Below are 18,145 nucleotides of genomic sequence, written 5' to 3' on the forward strand. Positions count from 1 at the left end.
GTGCGCCTCAACACCGAGGCGACACCGCCAGCATAGGGCGCGTCTCCGGGCGTTCCTCGACTTCGCGGCGAACCGGTAGGCTCGTTGCTCGTGCACGCCATCGGAATCGACATCGGGGGCACCAAGATCGCGGGTGCGGTCGTGACGGAACTGGGCGAGATCGTCGCCGAGGACCGCGTGGCCACCAACGCTGCGGACCCGAACGCCATGCTCGACGACGTCGTCTCGATGGTCGAGCGACTCAGCTCGCTCCACCAGGTCGGCGCCGTGGGGGTCGCCGCCCCCGGGTTCATCGACGCTTCGCAGTCGATCGTCTACTACACGCCCAACATCCGGTGGCGGAACGAACCACTCCGGCAGAAGCTGCAGCAGCGCCTCGGCGATCTGCACATCACCGTCGACAACGACGCGAACGCCGCTGGCTGGGCGGAGTTCCGGTTCGGTGCCGGTCGGCTCGTGTCCGACATGACGATGCTCACCATCGGTACGGGGGTCGGCGGCGCCATCGTGACCGAGGACCGGCTGTTTCGCGGCGGCTTCGGCACCGGTGGCGAGATCGGGCACCTGCGCATCGTCCCGAACGGCCTGCCCTGCGGGTGCGGCGCCCGTGGCTGCATCGAGCAGTACGGCTCCGGCCGCGCCCTGCAGCGCATGGCCAACGACGTCGCCGACGCCGGCGGGATCGGTTCGGCCCTGGCCGACGCCCGCGCCGACAACGGTGGCCAGCTCGACGGCAAGATCGTCGGCGACCTGATCCTGGCCGACGACCCGGGTGCCCTCGCGGCACTCCGTCGGCTCGGTCGGCACCTCGGCGAGGCGTGTGCGTCGCTCTCCGCCGTGCTCGACCCGCAGCTCTTCGTGTTCGGCGGCGGCGTCGCCAGCGCGGGGGACCGGCTGCTCGACCCGATCAAGCAGGCCTACCTCAACAACCTGCCGGCCCGCGGGTACCACCCGGAGCCCGACTTCGTCATCGCCGAACTCGTCAACGACGCGGGCGTCGTCGGTGCTGCCGACCTCGCTCGCATCCACGCCCGGACGGCGTAGGGTCGGCGCGCAAACGCAAACGCAAACCCAACCGCAACCGCAACCGCAACCGCGAACACCCGTGCACCACCCGGACCTTCTCACCACCTGGAGTCGTCGATGACCTACTGGCTGCTGAAGAACTTCGTGCTCGGACCGCTCATCCTCACCCTGTTCCGGCCGTGGGTCGTCGGGCGCGAACACGTCCCCACGACGGGCCCGGTCATCTTCGCCTCGAACCACATCTCGTTCATCGACTCGGTGATCCTGCCAGCGGTGCTCGATCGTCGGCTGTCCTTCCTGGCGAAGAGCGACTACTTCACCGGCCGGGGGCTGAAGGGCTGGGCGACGAAGACGTTCTTCAACGCCATCGGCCAGCTGCCGATCGATCGTTCCGGTGGCAAGGCGTCCGAGGCGTCCCTGCGCACCGGGCTGCAGGTCCTGGCGCGCGGTGAGCAGCTCGGCATCTACCCGGAGGGCACGCGCAGCCCCGACGGCAAGCTCTACCGCGGACGCACCGGCATCGCCCGGATGATCCTCGAGGGGCGCGTGCTCGTCGTCCCGGTGGCCATGGTCGGCACGCGCGAGGTGCAGCAGATCGGGCAGCGGTTCCCGAAGATCAAGCGCGTCGGGGTCGTGTTCGGCAAGCCGCTCGACTTCTCGCGGTTCCAGGGCTTCGAGACGGACCGCTTCATCCTGCGCAGCGTCACGGACGAGGTCATGCACGAGCTCGCCGGGCTGAGCCGTCAGGAGTACGTCGACGTCTACGCCACCAGCGTGAAGGAGCGCGCGAGCTCTGCGCGCGAGGCCGTCATGCGGGAACGGAAGTCGACGCCTGCACGTTAGGCTCTGATGGTCCCGGCACCCCGCCAGGACGCCCATCGCCGACGCGCGGCCACGTGCCGGTCAGCGTCGCCGGGCCGCCCGCACAGAACACCGAGGTAACGCCCTTGCCCGAGTCGACCGACTTCGTCGCCCTGCAGGATCCGGACGTCATCGAGGGGCTCGACTATTGGCGGACGCTCCCGATCAAGCAGCAGCCGACCTGGCCGGACGCCGCCGCTGCTGAGGCGGCGTCGGCCGAGATCGCCACGCTCCCGCCGCTCGTGTTCGCGGGCGAGGTCGACGAGCTGCGCGCACGGCTCGCCGCGGCCGCCCAGGGCAAGGCCTTCCTGCTGCAGGGCGGTGACTGCGCCGAGACCTTCGCCGGTGCCACCGCCGACTCCATCCGCGACCGGGTCAAGACGATCCTGCAGATGGCCGTCGTGCTGACCTACGGCGCCTCGACGCCCGTCATCAAGATGGGCCGGATGGCCGGACAGTTCGCCAAGCCCCGCTCGAGCGACTTCGAGACCCGCGGCGACGTCACGCTGCCCGCCTACCGCGGCGACATCGTGAACGGCTACGACTTCACGCCGGAGAGCCGCGAAGCGGACCCGCGTCGTCTGGTGCAGGGCTACCACACCGCTGCGTCGACGCTGAACCTGGTCCGAGCGTTCACGCAAGGGGGCTTCGCCGACCTGCGGCAGGTGCACTCGTGGAACAAGGGCTTCGCCTCGAACCCGGCGAACGCCCGGTACGAGCACCTCGCCAAGGAGATCGACCGCGCGATCCGGTTCATGGCCGCCTGCGGTGCCGACTTCGAAGCGCTCAAGCACGTCGAGTTCTACGCCTCGCACGAGGGGCTGCTGATGGACTACGAGCGCCCGATGACCCGCATCGACTCCCGCTCGGGCCTGGCGTACGACACGTCCGGCCACTTCATCTGGATCGGTGAGCGCACGCGTGACATCGACGGTGCCCACGTGGACTTCCTGTCGCGGGTGCGCAACCCGATCGGTGTGAAGCTCGGCCCGACGACGACCGTTGACGACATGAAGGCGCTCGTCGACAAGCTCGACCCGAACCGTGAGCCGGGTCGCCTGACCTTCATCACGCGGATGGGTGCCGGGAAGATCCGCGACGAGCTGCCCAAGCTGCTCGAGGCGATCAAGGGCATGGACGCCAACCCGCTGTGGGTCACCGACCCGATGCACGGCAACGGCCTGACCACGCCGACGGGCTACAAGACCCGCCGGTTCGACGACGTCGTGGACGAGGTCCTGGGCTTCTTCGAGGCGCACCGCCAGGTCGGCACGTACCCCGGTGGCATGCACGTCGAGCTCACCGGTGACGACGTCACCGAGTGCCTCGGTGGCTCGGAACACATCGACGAGGCCACCCTCGCCACCCGCTACGAGTCGCTCTGCGACCCGCGCCTCAACCACATGCAGTCCCTTGAGCTCGCCTTCCTGGTGGCCGAGGAACTCGGCGCGCACCAGCCCGACCGCTCGTAGCGCAGGAACCATCTCGACGAAGCGACAGAACCCCGCGGCACGTTCGCGGGGTTCTGTCGCTTTCGCGTGTCGGACGGGAGGCCCGTGACGGCGCCGCCACGGGCCTCCCGTCCGTCCTGACGGTGTCGGCGCGATCGGGCGAGACAGTGTCGCTCTGGCGACACACACCGCCCATGCAGCGCCTGCGCCGGCCCTACTGGTCGTAGGACAGGGTGACCGTGTCGCCGCGGTACACGGTCGCGCCGGCGCCCGGATCGGTGCCGGTGACGGGCAGCGTCGACTTCCAGTCGTAGAAGCCGCAGAGGATGTTCGTGCAGTCGGGCACGGAGACCTTGAGGCCGAGGTCCTCGAGGGTCTTCGTCGCCTCGTTGATGGTCTTGCCGACCACTCCGTCCTTCGGCACGGTGATCGGCGTCGGGCCCTTCGACACGACGACGTCCACCGCCGACCCGCGCACGGCGGGGGACTCCTGCACGGCGGCGGAGACGATCTGCCCTGTCGGGACGGTCTCGCTGTACTCCTCGGTCCGGGCGCCGAGGACGAGCCCGACGTCGTCGAGTGCGGCGGAGGCCTCGTCGACGGTCTTCCCGACCACGTCGGGCACGGGGCCGAGCGACACCGTCAGCGTGATCCGACCGGTCTCGCCGTACGCCTTCACCGTCGTCAGGTCGAGCGCCTTGCCCCCGGACGCCCGACCGGTCGCCGCGATCACGGTGTCCTTCGGCGCGTCGGCGGAGAACTGGTACCGGTCGTCCTGCAGCTCGAAGTCGTCGTCGAGCGCGGCCGTCACGGTGGAGAGCGGCTGCCCGACGATCGCCGGCAGCGGGATCATCCGGGGGCCGTTCGAGACGACGATCTGCACCGCCGTGCCCTTCTGCACCTCGCGCCTCGCAGCCGGCTCGGTCGTGGAGACCTGCCCCTTCGCGACGACGGCGTCGAACCGTGTCCCGGTCTTCGACGCCGCCTGCAGGCCCTGTGCTTCGAGCAGCTGTCGGGCCTGCGAGACCGACTTGCCCGCGACTTCCGGGATGCGCACGTTGCCACCGGGCCCCGGGCCGAAGTACCAGCCGAAGCCGGCTCCGATCAGCGCGAGCACGACGACCACGGACAGGGCGATCCAGCCGCGCTTCCGACGCTTCGCCGACTGGTCGGCGAGCCGCTGGCCGGCGGGGGACAGGACGCCGGGCTGGGCACCGGTGCGACGGGGCCCCGGGGCGTTGGTGCGGGCCCGCGCGGGCGTCCGAACGCGGTCACCGGTGTCGCGGTCACCCGCCCGGTCGATGATGGCGGTCTCGTCGGCAGCACCGGCACCTGCGGCTCCGACCGAGGCGGCGGCCGCTGCGGCGCCGAGCGTTCCCCCGCCGCCGGAGGGCAGGATCGCGGTCCCGTTCTCGGGGCGGAGCACGGCGGTGCGGTACTGACCGGTCGCCCGCTGCTGGTTGCCCGACATGTGGTCGAGCATCTCGCGGGCGTCGCGGGGACGGTCCTCGGGGTCGCGCGCGGTCGACCAGGCGACCAGCTCGTCGAGCTCCGGCGGCACCCCGGACACGGCGGCGCTCGGGGCCGGGACGGAGTCGTTGGCGTGCTGGTACGCGATCTGCATCGGCTGCTCGCCCTTGTAGGGCTGCTCGCCGGTCAGCATCTCGTAGAGCATGATGCCGAGCGCGTAGATGTCGCTGCGCGAGTCGGCGGCGCCGCGGGTCACGAGCTCGGGGGACAGGTAGGCGATCGTGCCGAGCAGGGCCGCGCCGGTCGCCGTGTTCGCGGTCGTGGCCCGGGCCAGGCCGAAGTCGCCGAGCTTGATGCGACCGTCGTCGGCGAGCAGGACGTTCTCGGGCTTCAGGTCGCGGTGCACGATCCCGGCGCGGTGCGCGGACGCCAGGCCCGCCAGCACGGCGCGCAGGATGTCCGTCGCCTGCTCGGGCGTCAGGGCGTGGTGTTCCTGCAGCAGGTCCCGCAGCGTGATGCCGGGGATGTACTCCATGACGATGTAGGCGGTCTCGCCCTCGGCGCCCTGGTCGTAGACGCCCACCAGGTTCGGGTGCGACAGCCGGGCGGCCGACCGGGCCTCCTGGATGAAGCGCTCACGGAAGGCCTGGTCGTCGGCCAGGTGCCCGTGCATGATCTTGATGGCGACGCGTCGCTCGAGGCGCACGTCGGTCGCGAGGTAGACGGTCGCCATGCCCCCGCGCGCGATGCGCGAGCGGACGCGGTACCGCTGATCGATCATGCGACCGATCATGGGGTCCGTGGCGGCGTTGGTGGTCATCGGCGGCATTCTACGAATCGAGACGGCAGCCGGACGCACCGGCGCACCGGTCGTGACCCAATCTCGATCTTCCGGATGAGGCTCAGAGGGTCGCCAGCCAGCCCTCGGCGGCCGTCGCCCAGTCGGCGTAGGCCTTCGGGTAGGCGGAGAGCTGCACGGCCTGGGCCGCATCGGTGATGCTCATCGAGGACCAGCCGCGCACGTCGAGCAGCCCACTCGTCTTGCCGGCGTTCGGGTTGTCCCGACCACCGAAGAACAGCTTGGTGGCGTGCACCGGGTCCTGCAGCGTCGCCGCGGGGCCCCACCCCTGGCTCGGGCGCTGCTGGAAGAGACCGACCGAGTCGCGGTCGCCGTGTGGGATGTTCCGCAGGCTGGACTCCTGCATCGCGGCGGCGAGGGCGACGACGATGCCGCGGTCGGGGACGCCCAGGGAGCGACCGACGGCGACGATGGTCGCCGCGTTCTGTCGCTGCTCGGCGCTCAGGCCCACGGCACCGCTGACGGCTGCGCTGGCGGCGACCGCCGGTGCGGCAGTGGCGTTCGACGACGGGATGACGAGTGTCTTGCCGGCGTAGATGGTGCTGGTGTACGACAGGCCGTTCGCCGACAGGAGCGACTTGACGGAGACGTGGTGGGCGGCGGCGATCGAGGCGACCGTGTCACCGGCGCTGATCCTGACGCTCGACCGGGTCGACGGCGCCGACGCCGTGGACACCGACGTCGACGAGGACGTGCCGTGCGGTACCCGCAGCGTCTGCCCCGGGTAGATGACGCTGCGCTGTGACAGGTCGTTCGCGCGGAGGAGCGCCGTGGTCGACACGCCGACGCGGGAGGCGATGGCGGAGACCGTGTCGCCCTGCTTCACGTGGTAGCTCGAGGTGTTCGACCCGGAGCCGCTCGTGGCCCCGGACGTCCGCACGGCAGCGGTGGTGACGGCGGGGGTCGACGCCAGGTGCAGCGTCTGGCCCGGGTGGATGATCGTGTTCCAGCCGAGGCCGTTGCGCACGAGGATCTCCTGCGCCGACAGGCCGAACCGGGCGGCGATGCCCGAGACCGTGTCGCCGTGGTGGACGGTGTAGTTCGTGGGCACAGCGGTCGTGGGGGCCTTCGTGGTGGCGGCGACCGTCCGGACGACGGTCTGCGACGGCCGTGCGACCGCGGTGCCGAACACCGGGCGGTCGGTGATGACGCGGTCCTGGTCGACGTGGCGCTTGTGGTTCGCGTCGGCGTCGTCGTGCCGCGGCTCGGCGTGTGCGACCGGACCGGTCAGGCCGGCGGTCACGGCGATCGTGCCCGCGAGGACGATGGGCATGGTGGCGAACCGGGCGGATCGTGCGCGCCGGGCGACTTCGTCTGCAGCGTGGTCCACGGGTCTCTCCTGATCTCGACTGAGGCGTGCGCACGCGTGCGCGCACTCACAGGTGCCACAACGCTGGCATGGCCTGATTCCCAAGTCAACCAGAGAGTCAGATGTGGTGGATGTGACGAATGTGACGAACGTTACCGATTCACTCCGGCGGTCACTCTGGCACCATGGGCGTGTGAGTGCCGCACCCGCCGACGACCTGACCCTCTCCGAACGCTGGCTGACCGTCCCCGAGCTCGTGGAAATGTTCAGCACGAGCCCCGGACGGATCCACCGACTCTTCGAGCAGAAGACCCTCCTCGCCGCCCGTGTCGGCGGTGTGCTGCGGGTGCCGGTCGAGTTCCTCGAGGACGGCGAGCCGATGCCCGAACTCCGCGGCACGCTCATCGTGCTCGGCGACAACGGCTTCACCGACGACGAGGCGGTGCGCTGGATGCTCACCGTCGACGACGCGATGGGCACCACGCCGATCGCGGCGCTGCGCGCCGGTCGCAAGGCCGAGGTGCGTCGCGTCGCCCAGTCGCTGCTCTAGACGCGTTCCGGTCGGACAGGAGGCCCGGTGCCAGCTGGCACCGGGCCTCCTGTCCGCCCCGCATGTGCGACGCGCCAGCGGCGCGCGGCGCCAGCGCCGGGCGAGCCTGCGAGGCCGGTGGATCGAGAGGTGTCTAGGACGACCGGCGGCTGACCGTGTCGGCCAGGGACGCGAGCTGCTCGCGTGCCGACGGCGTCAGCGGCGACGCGTCGAGCGCCGCCTTGGCACGCTGTACGTGCCGATCGATCGACCGTTCCACGGCGGCCACGGCGCCGGACTCGGTGAGGGTCGCCCGGAGCATCCGCACCTGCTCCTCGTCGAGGTCCGGGTCGCCGAGGAGCTCGTCCAGGAGCTGCCGCGGCCCACTCGCCAGGGTCTTGCGCGCAGAGGCGATGAGGACGGTGCGCTTGCCCTCGCGCAGGTCGTCGCCCGCGGGCTTCCCGGTGACCTCGGGGTCACCGAACACGCCGAGCATGTCGTCGCGCAGCTGGTAGGCCACGCCGAGGGGGAGTCCGAAGGCGCGGAGGCCCTCGAGCTGGGAGTCACTCGCGCCGGCGACCAGGGCACCGATGACCAGGGGTGCCTCGATCGAGTACTTCGCCGACTTGAAGACGATGACGCGCTGGGCGCGGAGCAGGTGCTCGGACTCGTCGATGACGGGCCAGGCGGTCTCCTCGTGCACGTCGAGGTACTGCCCCGCCGTGACGTCGAGGCGCATCGCGTGGAACTCCTGGCGGACGATGCGGGCCCGCACCGGGTCGAGGAGCGCGAGGCCCTCGTCGAAGACGGAGTCGCTCAGCGAGAGCAGCAGGTCGCCGAGGAGCAGCGCCGAGTTCGTGCCGTACTGCCCGCGGTCGCCGACGAAACCGGACTCCTCGTGCAGGGACTCGAAGCGGCGGTGCGCGGCCGGACGCCCACGACGGGTGTCCGAGCGGTCCATGATGTCGTCGTGCACCAGGGCGGCGGCGTGGAAGACCTCGAGCGCGGCGGCGACCGTGACGATCGCTTCGGCGGTGGTCTGCCGGGACCCCTCGGCCAGCGGGTCGAACGAACCGGAACGGCCCGCCACCGACTGCCATCCCCAGTAGCAGAACAGGGCCCGGAAGCGCTTGCCGCCGGACAACAGGTCTCGGGCGTACCGGTCGAACGGCGCGAGGTCGGGGCTGATCGCGAGGAGCCGCTCACGCTGCTCGTCGAGTGCCCGGTCGATACGCGCCGATACGAGGTCCACTAATCGCGTACTCTCAGCCACGATCCCTACCCTAGTGGAGTGGTCGAGGCATAGAATCGGTCCACCCAACCCGCGTTTTTCAACCCCGCGTCGATCCCAGGAACAGAGGGAACCAAGATGCCGCTCTCGGAACAGGAGCAGCGCCTTCTCGAAGAGATGGAGCGCAGCCTCTACCAGAACGATTCCGATTTCGTGGCTCGTGTCACACGTCGACAGGGTCGTCCGACGTACACAGCCATCACCCTCGGGGTCCTCGGCGCACTCGCCGGGATCGCCGTCGTCATCGTCGGCCTGGTCATCAAGGCGCCGCTGCTGGGCATCCTCGGCTTCGTCGTGATGCTCGCCGGTGTCCTGTTCGCGCTGCGCCCGGGCATGCGTGCCCCGAAGGCGAAGCCCGCTCGGCCGGGCAAGCCCGCATCCGGTGGCTCGGCGCGTCCGTCTGCCAGTGGTGGTGGTGGTGGTGGCGGGTCCTTCATGGACCGCATGAACGACCGCTGGGACAAGCGGAACGACCAGGGTCAGTAGCTGACCGGAGCCGGTCGGGCTCCCTCCACACTCCTCCACGGGGTCGGCCTTCGGGCCGGCCCCGTTTCGTGTTCCCGGGGGCGGGCGGGTTCGGGCCGGGGCCGGGGTCGGGGCCGGGGCCGCGGGGCGGAGCCGGAGCCGCGGGGTGTGCGCGCGAGGTGTGCGTGCGGGTGGTCACGACATGCCGTGCGCAGGTCGCCGGGGGGTCACGAACTGTCGGCTGGGGGGCGCGCGAGCGACGGTTCGTGACCACTCGGCGTCGCGGCGGCGGCACGTCGCGACCACACGCCGACCGGCGGCCGGGCGTGGTGGAGCCGACCGTGCGACCGCGGCGCGCCCCGACGTGCTCCACCGGCTGCGAAAGTCCTCCACTTTCCTCCACGCCCGCTCCTGCCGCCCGGAACCGCATGGATCCGGGCTTTTCGGGCTGCATCTGCGGGATGCATTCCTGGGCGCATGCCCCCAGTAGGGGTGTCGAGGGCCGAAAAGGGTGCGGAATCCTGGTCCGGGGGAGGGGAGTGGAGTAAAGTGGGGCTTGCAACGGTCCGGTGGAGCGGAGGGGAGGCCCGACGTGCTGCTCGGTACTCATGCCCCGAAGCTCGACGAGAAGGGTCGCGTGATCCTCCCCGCCAAGTTCCGGGACGAACTGTCCGGCGGGCTCGTCATGACCCGCGGCCAGGAACGCTGCGTCGTGGTCTTCAGCGCCCGGACGTTCGAGGAACTCCACGAGCGCATCCGGACCGCTCCGATGACGTCGAAGCGCACCCGGGACTACATGCGCCTGTTCCTCTCGGGGGCCAGCGCGGAACAGCCCGACAAGCAGAACCGCGTGACGATCCCGCAGAACCTCCGCGAGTACGCGGGGCTCGAGCGGGACCTCACGGTCATCGGCAGCGGTGACCGTGCCGAGATCTGGTCCACCCCCGCGTGGGAGGCCTACTACGCCGAAGCCGAAGAGGCATTCGCCGACAACGACGAGGAGGTGATCCCGGGGATCTTCTGATCCGCGGATCGGGACTCCCAGCCGTGAAGCCCTGACATCACTTCCCCGGTGTCAGGTCGCATGGATGGGGATCCGGACCCACGGCCCAGGAGACGAGGGGCTGCACATGGCCGACAACGACAACGAGACGCCACGCTTCCCGCACACGCCGGTGATGCTCCAGCGCATCGTCGACCTCTTCACGCCGACGCTCGAGGGCCCGGGCAAGGTCGTCGTCGACGCCACGCTCGGCATGGGTGGTCACTCCGAGGGCCTGCTCGAGCGGTTCCCGGAGCTCACGCTCATCGGACTCGACCGCGACACCGACGCCCTCGGCATCGCGGGGGACCGTCTGTCCCGCTTCGGTGACCGCGTCCGGCTCGTGCACACCGTGTACGACGGCATCGTCGACGCCATCCAGGGCGAGGGCTTCACGAAGGTCGACGGCGTGCTGTTCGACCTCGGTGTGAGTTCGCTGCAGCTCGACCGGGCCGAGCGCGGGTTCGCGTACAGCCAGGACGCCCCGCTCGACATGCGGATGGACCGGACCGAGGGGCAGACCGCCGCCGACGTCCTGGCCACCTACGACGAGGGCGAACTGCGTCGCATCTTCCAGCGCTACGGCGAGGAGAAGCTCGCCGGCCGCTACGCACGAGCCATCGTGGAGCGGCGGGCGACGAAGCCGTTCGAGATGTCCGGCGACCTGGTCCAGGTGCTGCACGACGCGACCCCGGTCGCCGTCCAGCGCCAGGGGCACCCGGCCAAGCGCGTCTTCCAGGCGCTCCGCATCGAGGTGAACGCCGAACTGAGCGTGCTCGAGCGGGCGATCCCGGCGGCCCTCGACGCCATCGCGGTCGGTGGCCGCATCGTCGTCGAGTCCTACCAGTCCCTCGAGGACCGAATCGTCAAGCGGGCCCTGGTGGAGCGCACGAAGTCGAGCGCCCCCGCCGACCTGCCGGTGGAGCTGCCCGAGCACGCCCCCACCTTCTCCCTGATCGTCAAGGGCGCTGAGCTGGCCGACGAGGCCGAACGCGCCGCCAACCCCCGAGCAACCCCCGTGCGACTGCGCGCGGCCGAGCGGATCCGGAACTGACATGAGCACGAACCTCGCACTCGTCGACCCTGCGGTCGTCCCGTCGCGGGCCCCGCGCCCCGACCGTCAGCACCGCCCCGAGCTGGTCGAGGTCACCCCCACCGCGGCCCAGCGCCGGGCCCGTCCCCGCATCGGGTACGCCGTCGTGGCCGTCGCCGCGCTCGGGATCCTGCTGCTGGCCCAGCTCGGCATCAGCATGGTGCTCAGCCAGGGCGCCTACACGCTCAACTCGCTGTCGACGGAGCAGACCAACCTGTCCCGCACGCAGCAGTCCCTGTCCGAGGAACTCCGGGTGCTGGACTCGCCGCAGAACCTGGCCCGCAACGCGCAGGCGCTCGGGATGATCGCGAACTCCACGCCGGTGTACCTGGACCCGAAGACCGGCCGGGTGTACGGCACGCCGACCCCGGCGAAGCCCGACGAGGCAACCGCGTCCACCGAGAACCAGGTGCCGAACTCCCTGCTGAACGACGTGCCGCTGGCCACCCAGCCGGGCGCCACGTCGACGAGCAAGGAGACGGGCAACACCGGCGACCCCGCCGCAGGCAGTGCCGCCGCAGGCAGCACCGCCGCTGACACGTCCGCACCTGCCGCGTCTGAGAAGACCAGCGGCGCCAGCGCGTCGGACCAGGGGACGGCGAAGTCGTCCGTAGAGTCCGACGCGAACCCGCTCCAGGCACCCTCCACCCGGTGACCGGCGGGTCCGCCGCACCCTCAGCACCGCCCGGGAAGGACCGCACCGCGTGACGAAGACGATCCGCAACCGACGCCTGCGCTACAGCATCGTGATGCTCGCCGTGATCGCCCTGGTCGGGGTGTTCGTGGTCCGGCTCGTCGACATCCAGGTCGTCCAGGCATCGGTGCTGAACGAGGCGTCGGCCCAGAAGCGCAGCATCCCCGTGACGATCTACGGCACCCGTGGCGCGATCGTGGACCGCAACGGCACCGAACTCGCCGACAGCGTGACCCGGTACAACATCACGACCTCGCCGCGCCTGGTCAAGCAGTTCAAGGGCAAGCTCGGCGGCACCCGCATCAAGGACGTCAGCGTCAGCACCGCACTCGACGCCCTGGCGAAGGCCTCCGGCGGCGACGTCGCGACCATGCGGAAGAACATCGCCGCGAACCCGAAGTCCGACTTCGCGTACCTGATCAAGGGCCTCGACGTCCGGCACTACGAGGCCGTGGTCGACCTCGGCATCCCGTGGATCTACAAGGAGCAGCAGGCGTCGCGGGTCTACCCGACGGCTGCGACGACGGGCAACCTGACCGGGTTCATGGGGACCGACGGCGCCCAGGCCGGCCTGGAGTACGCCTACGACCAGTGCCTGGCCGGCACCAACGGCTCGGAGACCTACGAGCGTGGCGAGGACGGCGTCCAGCTGCCCGGCAGCACCGTGACCACGAAGAAGGCCAAGGACGGCGGCACGCTCGAGACGACGATCGACAGCGACCTGCAGTACATGGCGCAGCAGACCATCGCGTCCGCCGCCAAGACCCTGCAGGCGGAGTCCGCGACGGCCACCGTCACGAGCGTCAAGACGGGCGAGTTGCTGGCGGTCGCCGACTACCCGACCGTGGACCCGAACGACGTCGACGCCACGACCGACAAGGGTGCCTTCGGCTCCCGGGCCCTGACGGCGTCGTACGAGCCGGGTTCCACGATCAAGGCCGCGATCGCCGCCGCGCTGATCGACCAGGGCAAGTCGACTCCCACCGACCAGGCCGTCGTGCCGTACTCGCGCACGTTCCCCTGGGGCGGCACGATCCACGACTCGGAGTTCCACCCCACCGAGAACCTGACGCTGACCGGAATCCTGCAGAACTCGTCGAACGTCGGCATCACCGAGCTCGGGGCACGGCTGACGGCCCAGCAGCGCTTCGACTACATGAAGAAGTTCGGGCTGTTCGAGCCGGAGACGGCCATCGACTACCCGGGCCAGCCCTCGATGGACTACGGCACGAGCCCGAACTGGGACCAGCAGACGAACATCAACTCGATGTTCGGCCAGGGCATCTCGACGACGGCCGTGCAGGTCGCGAGCGTGTTCCAGACGATCGCGAACGACGGCGTCCGGATCCCGCTGCACTTCGTCAAGGGCTGCACCACGGCCGACGGCAAGACGATCGACGCGCCCGACGTGCAGAAGCAGCGCGTCGTGTCCGCAGCCGCCGCCACGCAGGTCACCGACATGCTGCAGAGCGTCGTCACGGGCGGCACGCTGGTGGGCATGAAGCCGATCTCCGGCTACAACATCGCCGCGAAGACCGGCACCGCCGAGGTGGCCGAGGGGTCGCAGGGCTACGGCGGTCAGCGCATCACGTCGGTGGCCGGAATGGCACCCGCCGAAGACCCCCAGTATGTTGTCACGGTGACGTTCACGAAGCCGCAGACCAACAAGTGGTCCAGCGGAGCGGCTCCGGCGTTCCGCACACTCATGTCCCAGGTGCTCGAGAAGTACCGAGTAGCCCCCTCCGCGTCCGAGGCGAAGCTCTACCCGTCCACGTGGTGAGGAAGAAGGAACACTTGTCCGCACGGATCCCCCCGGTCCTCCGACCCGAACACCCGACCCCGAGGGCCGTCGCCGAACTCGCGAACGCGTTCGGTCTGCGTGTCGTCGGCTCGGTCGACACCCTCGAGACCACCGGCGTCACGCTGAGTGCCACCGAGGTGCAGCCGGGTGACCTGTTCGTCGGCGTGCACGGCGCGAACCGGCACGGCGCCCAGTTCGCGACCGAGGCCGCCGAGCGCGGCGCGGTCGCCGTCCTGACCGACCAGGACGGCGTCGCACTCGTCGAGCCGTCCGGCCTGCCGGTGCTCGTCGTCGACGATCCCCGCGCAGCCCTGGGCGACGTCGCCGCGTGGGTCTACCGCACCCACCCCGACGAGGCCACCGACCTGCCGCAGCTGTTCGCCGTCACCGGCACGAACGGCAAGACGAGCACGTCCTACATCCTCGAGGGCATCCTCAAGCAGCTCGGCCTGGTGACCGGCCTGAGCTCCACCGCCGAGCGCCACATCGGCTCGCTCAGCGTGACGAGCCGCCTGACCACGCCCGAGGCCAGCGAGATGCACGCGCTCCTCGCCCGCATGCGCGAGAGCGAGGTCCGCGCCGTCGCCGTCGAGGTCAGTGCCCAGGCCCTCAGCCGTCACCGCGTCGACGGCATCGTCTTCGACGTCGCGGCCTTCACGAACCTGTCGCACGACCACCTCGACGACTACGCCGACATGGAGGAGTACTACCAGGCGAAGCTCCCGCTGTTCCAGCCCGAGCACGCCCGCCGCGGCGTCGTCTCGCTGGACACCGACTGGGGCCACCGCGTGGTGCAGGACTCCCGCATCCCGGTCACCACCATCACGGTGCACCCCGACGTCGAGGCCGAGTGGCACGTCGACATCGTCGAGGCACACGCCGCCTACACCGAGTTCCGCCTGACGGGTCCCGAGGGTCGCGAGCTCACGACCCGTGTGCCCCTGATCGGCTGGCACATGGCCGCGAACGCCGCACTGGCGATCGTCATGCTGGTCGAGGGCGGCTTCGAGCTCGGTGCCATCGCGCACGCGCTCGAGAGCAACCACCGCCGTTACCCCGACGAGGACGGATCGGGCGACCGTGAGCGTGACGGTGCGTCCGAGCGCGTCTCCGCCATCGAGTGCTACCTGCCCGGTCGCACCGAGCGGGTCTCCGGCGAGCACGGGCCGAGCGTCTACGTCGACTTCGGCCACAGCGCCGACGCCTTCGAGAACACGCTCGCCGCGGTCCGGCAGTTCACCGCCGGCAAGGTGCTGATGCTGTTCGGCGCCGACGGTGACCGCGACACCACGAAGCGTGGCGACATGGCCCGCGTGGCCGCCGCCGGCAGCGACATCCTCGTCGTCACCGACCACCACCCCCGCTTCGAGGACGCCGCGTCGATCCGGAAGACCCTGGTCGACGCCGCACGCGCCGCCTACCCGGACCACGAGATCCACGAGGTCAGCCCGCCCGAGGCCGCGATCCGCACCGCGGTGGGCCTGCTCGGTGAAGGGGACTCGATCCTCTGGGCCGGCCCGGGCCACCAGGACTACCGCGACATCCAGGGTGTCCGAACGCCGTACTCCGCCCGCGACGAGGCCCGTGCGGCCCTCCGCGAGGCCGGCTGGGAGCCGAACTCCGGTCCGGCGGAGGACGTCCGATGATCGCCATGACCCTCGCCGAGATCGCCACCGCGGTCAGCGGCGAGCTGATCGGCGGCGCCCAGGCAACCGACGTCGCCGAGCCCGGCGACCTGGTCGTCGAGGGCTCGGTCGAGACCGACTCCCGCCTGGTCCGTCCCGGCAGCGTCTTCTTCGCCCTGCCCGGCGAGGTCACCGACGGCCGGCGCTTCGTGCCCGCCGCGGTCGACGCCGGTGCCGCCCTGGTGATCACGCCGGAGCGTGTCGACACCACCGCGCCGCAGATCGTCGTCACGGACGGCTACGAGGCCCTCGCTGCGCTCGCGCACGAGGTCGTCACCCGTGTCCGCATGAGCACCGCGGACCGCGTCGACGCCGACGGTCGCCCGGCACCCCTGCGGGTCGTCGGCATCACCGGCTCGAACGGCAAGACGAGCACGAAGAACATGCTCCGCACGATCCTCGAGCAGCACGGCGCGACGATCGCACCCGAGGGCTCGTTCAACAACCACGTCGGCGCACCGATCTCGATGCTCCGCGTCACGTACGACACCCGGTACCTGGTGGTCGAGATGGGCGCGAGCGGCGTCGGCCACATCGCCAAGCTCGTGTCGATCGCCGAGCCCGACCTCGGTGTCGTCCTCAAGGTGGGCCTCGCGCACGCCGGCGAGTTCGGCGGCATCGAGGCGACGCAGCGCGCGAAGTCCGAGATGGTCACCGATCTGCCCGAGACCGCCACGGCCCTGCTCAACGTCGACGACGACCGCGTCGCGTCGATGCGCGACCTGACGGCCGCGCGCGTGGTGGGCTTCGGCACGTCGGCCGAGGCCGACTACCGCATCACCGGCATCGAGACGGACCGCAGCGGCACCCGCTTCACCCTCACCGTTCCTCCCGTCCGCCCCGAAGGCGACCGTCCGACGGACGCAACCCTGTCTGGAGGCCCGGATCACGTCGACGTGCGCCTCGCGATCCTGGGTGAGCACCACGCGATGAACGCGTCCGCCGCGCTCACCGTCGCCCACCTGTGGGGCGTCCCGCTCGCCGACGGCGCCGCGGCGCTCGCGTCGATGACGCGCGCCGAGCGCTGGCGCATGGAGCTGCTCCAGGGCGGCCCCGAGGGCGTCACCGTGATCAACGACGCGTACAACGCGTCGCCCGACTCCACCGCGGCGGCGCTGCGGACCCTGGCGCAGATCGTGCGCCCGGGCGAGCGGACCGTCGCCGTGCTCGGTGAGATGGCCGAGCTCGGTGAGTTCTCCGTCGAGGAGCACGACCGCATCGGTCGGCTCGTCGTCCGCCTCGGCATCGGACAGCTCGTGGTCGTCGGCCGCGGCGCGATGCCCATCCACCAGGCCGCCACCCTCGAGGGATCGTGGGACGGCGAGTCCGTGTACATCGAGGACGTCGACGACGCCGTCCGTGCCATGCAGGAGATGCTCCGCCCCGGCGACGTCGTCCTCGTCAAGTCCTCGAAGTCTGCCGAACTGCGATTCCTCGGCGACCGCCTCGGAGGTGTCACCGAATGATCGCGCTCCTCATCGCCGGCGCCACGTCGCTGGTGTTCACGTTGCTGCTCACCCCGTTCTTCATCAAGCTCTTCCACCGTCTCGGGTGGGGGCAGTTCATCCGTGACGACGGCCCACAGTCCCACCACACCAAGCGCGGCACCGCCACGATGGGTGGCATCGTCCTCATCATCGGTGCGGTGATCGGGTACTTCGTGGGCCACCTGATCGGAGGCGACTCGATCACGCTGTCCGGCCTGCTCGTGCTGTTCCTGATGGTCGGGCTCGGGTTCGTCGGCTTCATCGACGACTTCCTCAAGGTCCGGCGTCAGCGGAGCCTCGGGCTCGGTGGCTGGGCGAAGATCCTCGGCCAGGTCATCGTCGGCGTCATCTTCGCCACGATCGCACTGGTCGTACCCACGTCGAACGGCAAGCCCCCGGCATCCACGATGATCTCGGCCGTCCGCGACGTGCCGTGGCTCGACTTCATGGCGCTCGGCACCGTCATCGGCACGGTGCTGTTCCTCGGCTGGATCGTCCTGCTGACGGTGTCCACGTCGAACGGCGTGAACGTCGCCGACGGCCTCGACGGCCTGGCGACGGGATCGAGCATCCTGGCGATCGGCTCGTACGTCATCATCGGTTTCTGGCAGTCGAACCAGATCTGCGGCGGGACCCGGCTCGACTCGGACACCGCACACGCCTGCTACACCGTCGCGAACCCGCTCGACCTCGCCGTGGTCGCGGCCGCGGTCTGCGGTGGGCTCATCGGGTTCCTCTGGTACAACACCTCGCCGGCACAGATCTTCCTCGGCGACACCGGTTCGCTCGGCCTCGGTGGTGCCCTGGCCGGCCTCGCGATCCTCAGCCGCACCGAGCTGCTGCTGGTCCTCATCGGTGGCCTGTTCTTCATCGTCACCGGTTCGGTCATCCTGCAGCGTGCGTACTTCAAGATCACCCACGGCAAGCGCATCTTCCTGATGAGTCCGCTGCACCACCACTTCGAACTGAAGGGGTGGGCCGAGGTGACGGTCGTCGTCCGCTTCTGGATCATCGCCGGACTCTTCGTCGCGGCGGGGGTCGGGCTCTTCTACCTCGAATGGATCGCAAGCGTTGGTTGACCC

General features: G+C 70.4%; 15 protein-coding genes. 12 read left to right on the forward strand and 3 right to left on the reverse strand.

What is annotated here, in order from left to right; translation table 11 throughout:
• Window positions 1–90: 90 nt before the first annotated feature.
• The 3 genes from MXD64_RS07105 (at window position 91) to MXD64_RS07115 (ending at window position 3,359) form a co-directional block, all read left to right on the forward strand.
• Window positions 91–1,044: an ROK family glucokinase gene (locus MXD64_RS07105; RefSeq protein ID WP_017886608.1), complete on the forward strand. Its 954-nt coding sequence runs from the start codon at window positions 91–93 to the stop codon at window positions 1,042–1,044.
• Between the two features lie 99 nt (window positions 1,045–1,143).
• Complete coding sequence (locus tag MXD64_RS07110) at window positions 1,144–1,869, forward strand: lysophospholipid acyltransferase family protein (RefSeq protein WP_017886609.1); 726 nt, start codon at window positions 1,144–1,146, stop codon at window positions 1,867–1,869.
• A 104-nt stretch (window positions 1,870–1,973) separates the two neighbouring features.
• Complete coding sequence (locus MXD64_RS07115) at window positions 1,974–3,359, forward strand: class II 3-deoxy-7-phosphoheptulonate synthase (protein ID WP_042537455.1); 1,386 nt, start codon at window positions 1,974–1,976, stop codon at window positions 3,357–3,359.
• Between the two features lie 193 nt (window positions 3,360–3,552).
• Here the strand turns inward: MXD64_RS07115 and pknB are convergent, their stop codons facing one another.
• Window positions 3,553–5,628, reverse strand: coding sequence for a Stk1 family PASTA domain-containing Ser/Thr kinase (pknB, locus tag MXD64_RS07120; RefSeq protein ID WP_214520036.1), 2,076 nt, complete (start codon window positions 5,626–5,628; stop codon window positions 3,553–3,555).
• Window positions 5,629–5,710: 82 nt separating this feature from the next.
• Complete coding sequence (locus MXD64_RS07125) at window positions 5,711–6,997, reverse strand: LysM peptidoglycan-binding domain-containing protein (RefSeq protein ID WP_263137329.1); 1,287 nt, start codon at window positions 6,995–6,997, stop codon at window positions 5,711–5,713.
• A gap of 172 nt (window positions 6,998–7,169) precedes the next feature.
• Between MXD64_RS07125 and MXD64_RS07130 the strand changes: the two genes are divergently transcribed.
• On the forward strand, window positions 7,170–7,526 hold the full coding sequence (locus tag MXD64_RS07130) for an Rv2175c family DNA-binding protein (RefSeq protein WP_263137330.1): 357 nt from the start codon (window positions 7,170–7,172) through the stop codon (window positions 7,524–7,526).
• Between the two features lie 133 nt (window positions 7,527–7,659).
• Here MXD64_RS07130 and MXD64_RS07135 read toward each other — a convergent pair whose 3' ends face one another.
• Window positions 7,660–8,778 carry a polyprenyl synthetase family protein gene (locus MXD64_RS07135; RefSeq protein WP_031259426.1) on the reverse strand — a complete coding sequence of 373 codons (1,119 nt, stop codon included), beginning with the start codon at window positions 8,776–8,778 and terminating at the stop codon, window positions 7,660–7,662.
• Between the two features lie 96 nt (window positions 8,779–8,874).
• Between MXD64_RS07135 and MXD64_RS07140 the strand changes: the two genes are divergently transcribed.
• The 8 genes from MXD64_RS07140 to mraY all read left to right on the forward strand — a co-directional run bounded on the left by MXD64_RS07140 (window position 8,875) and on the right by mraY (window position 18,142).
• Window positions 8,875–9,282, forward strand: coding sequence for a DUF3040 domain-containing protein (locus MXD64_RS07140; protein ID WP_263137331.1), 408 nt, complete (start codon window positions 8,875–8,877; stop codon window positions 9,280–9,282).
• A 571-nt stretch (window positions 9,283–9,853) separates the two neighbouring features.
• A complete protein-coding gene (mraZ, locus tag MXD64_RS07145; protein ID WP_017886616.1) occupies window positions 9,854–10,285 on the forward strand; it encodes a division/cell wall cluster transcriptional repressor MraZ in 432 nt (143 codons plus the stop codon).
• A 106-nt stretch (window positions 10,286–10,391) separates the two neighbouring features.
• Window positions 10,392–11,357: a 16S rRNA (cytosine(1402)-N(4))-methyltransferase RsmH gene (gene rsmH / locus MXD64_RS07150; protein ID WP_017886617.1), complete on the forward strand. Its 966-nt coding sequence runs from the start codon at window positions 10,392–10,394 to the stop codon at window positions 11,355–11,357.
• Window position 11,358: 1 nt separating this feature from the next.
• Window positions 11,359–12,051: a hypothetical protein gene (locus tag MXD64_RS07155; protein WP_017886618.1), complete on the forward strand. Its 693-nt coding sequence runs from the start codon at window positions 11,359–11,361 to the stop codon at window positions 12,049–12,051.
• A 49-nt stretch (window positions 12,052–12,100) separates the two neighbouring features.
• On the forward strand, window positions 12,101–13,870 hold the full coding sequence (locus tag MXD64_RS07160) for a peptidoglycan D,D-transpeptidase FtsI family protein (protein WP_017886619.1): 1,770 nt from the start codon (window positions 12,101–12,103) through the stop codon (window positions 13,868–13,870).
• Window positions 13,871–13,884: 14 nt separating this feature from the next.
• On the forward strand, window positions 13,885–15,537 hold the full coding sequence (locus MXD64_RS07165; protein ID WP_017886620.1) for a Mur ligase family protein: 1,653 nt from the start codon (window positions 13,885–13,887) through the stop codon (window positions 15,535–15,537).
• On the forward strand, window positions 15,534–17,042 hold the full coding sequence (locus tag MXD64_RS07170) for a UDP-N-acetylmuramoyl-tripeptide--D-alanyl-D-alanine ligase (protein ID WP_017886621.1): 1,509 nt from the start codon (window positions 15,534–15,536) through the stop codon (window positions 17,040–17,042). Before MXD64_RS07165 ends, MXD64_RS07170 begins: the two co-directional genes overlap by 4 nt.
• On the forward strand, window positions 17,039–18,142 hold the full coding sequence (gene mraY / locus MXD64_RS07175; RefSeq protein WP_017886622.1) for a phospho-N-acetylmuramoyl-pentapeptide-transferase: 1,104 nt from the start codon (window positions 17,039–17,041) through the stop codon (window positions 18,140–18,142). Before MXD64_RS07170 ends, mraY begins: the two co-directional genes overlap by 4 nt.
• Window positions 18,143–18,145 lie beyond the last annotated feature (3 nt).

This window comes from Curtobacterium sp. Arg-1 (genome assembly GCF_025643395.1).
GTDB classification, from domain to species: Bacteria; Actinomycetota; Actinomycetes; order Actinomycetales; family Microbacteriaceae; genus Curtobacterium; species Curtobacterium poinsettiae.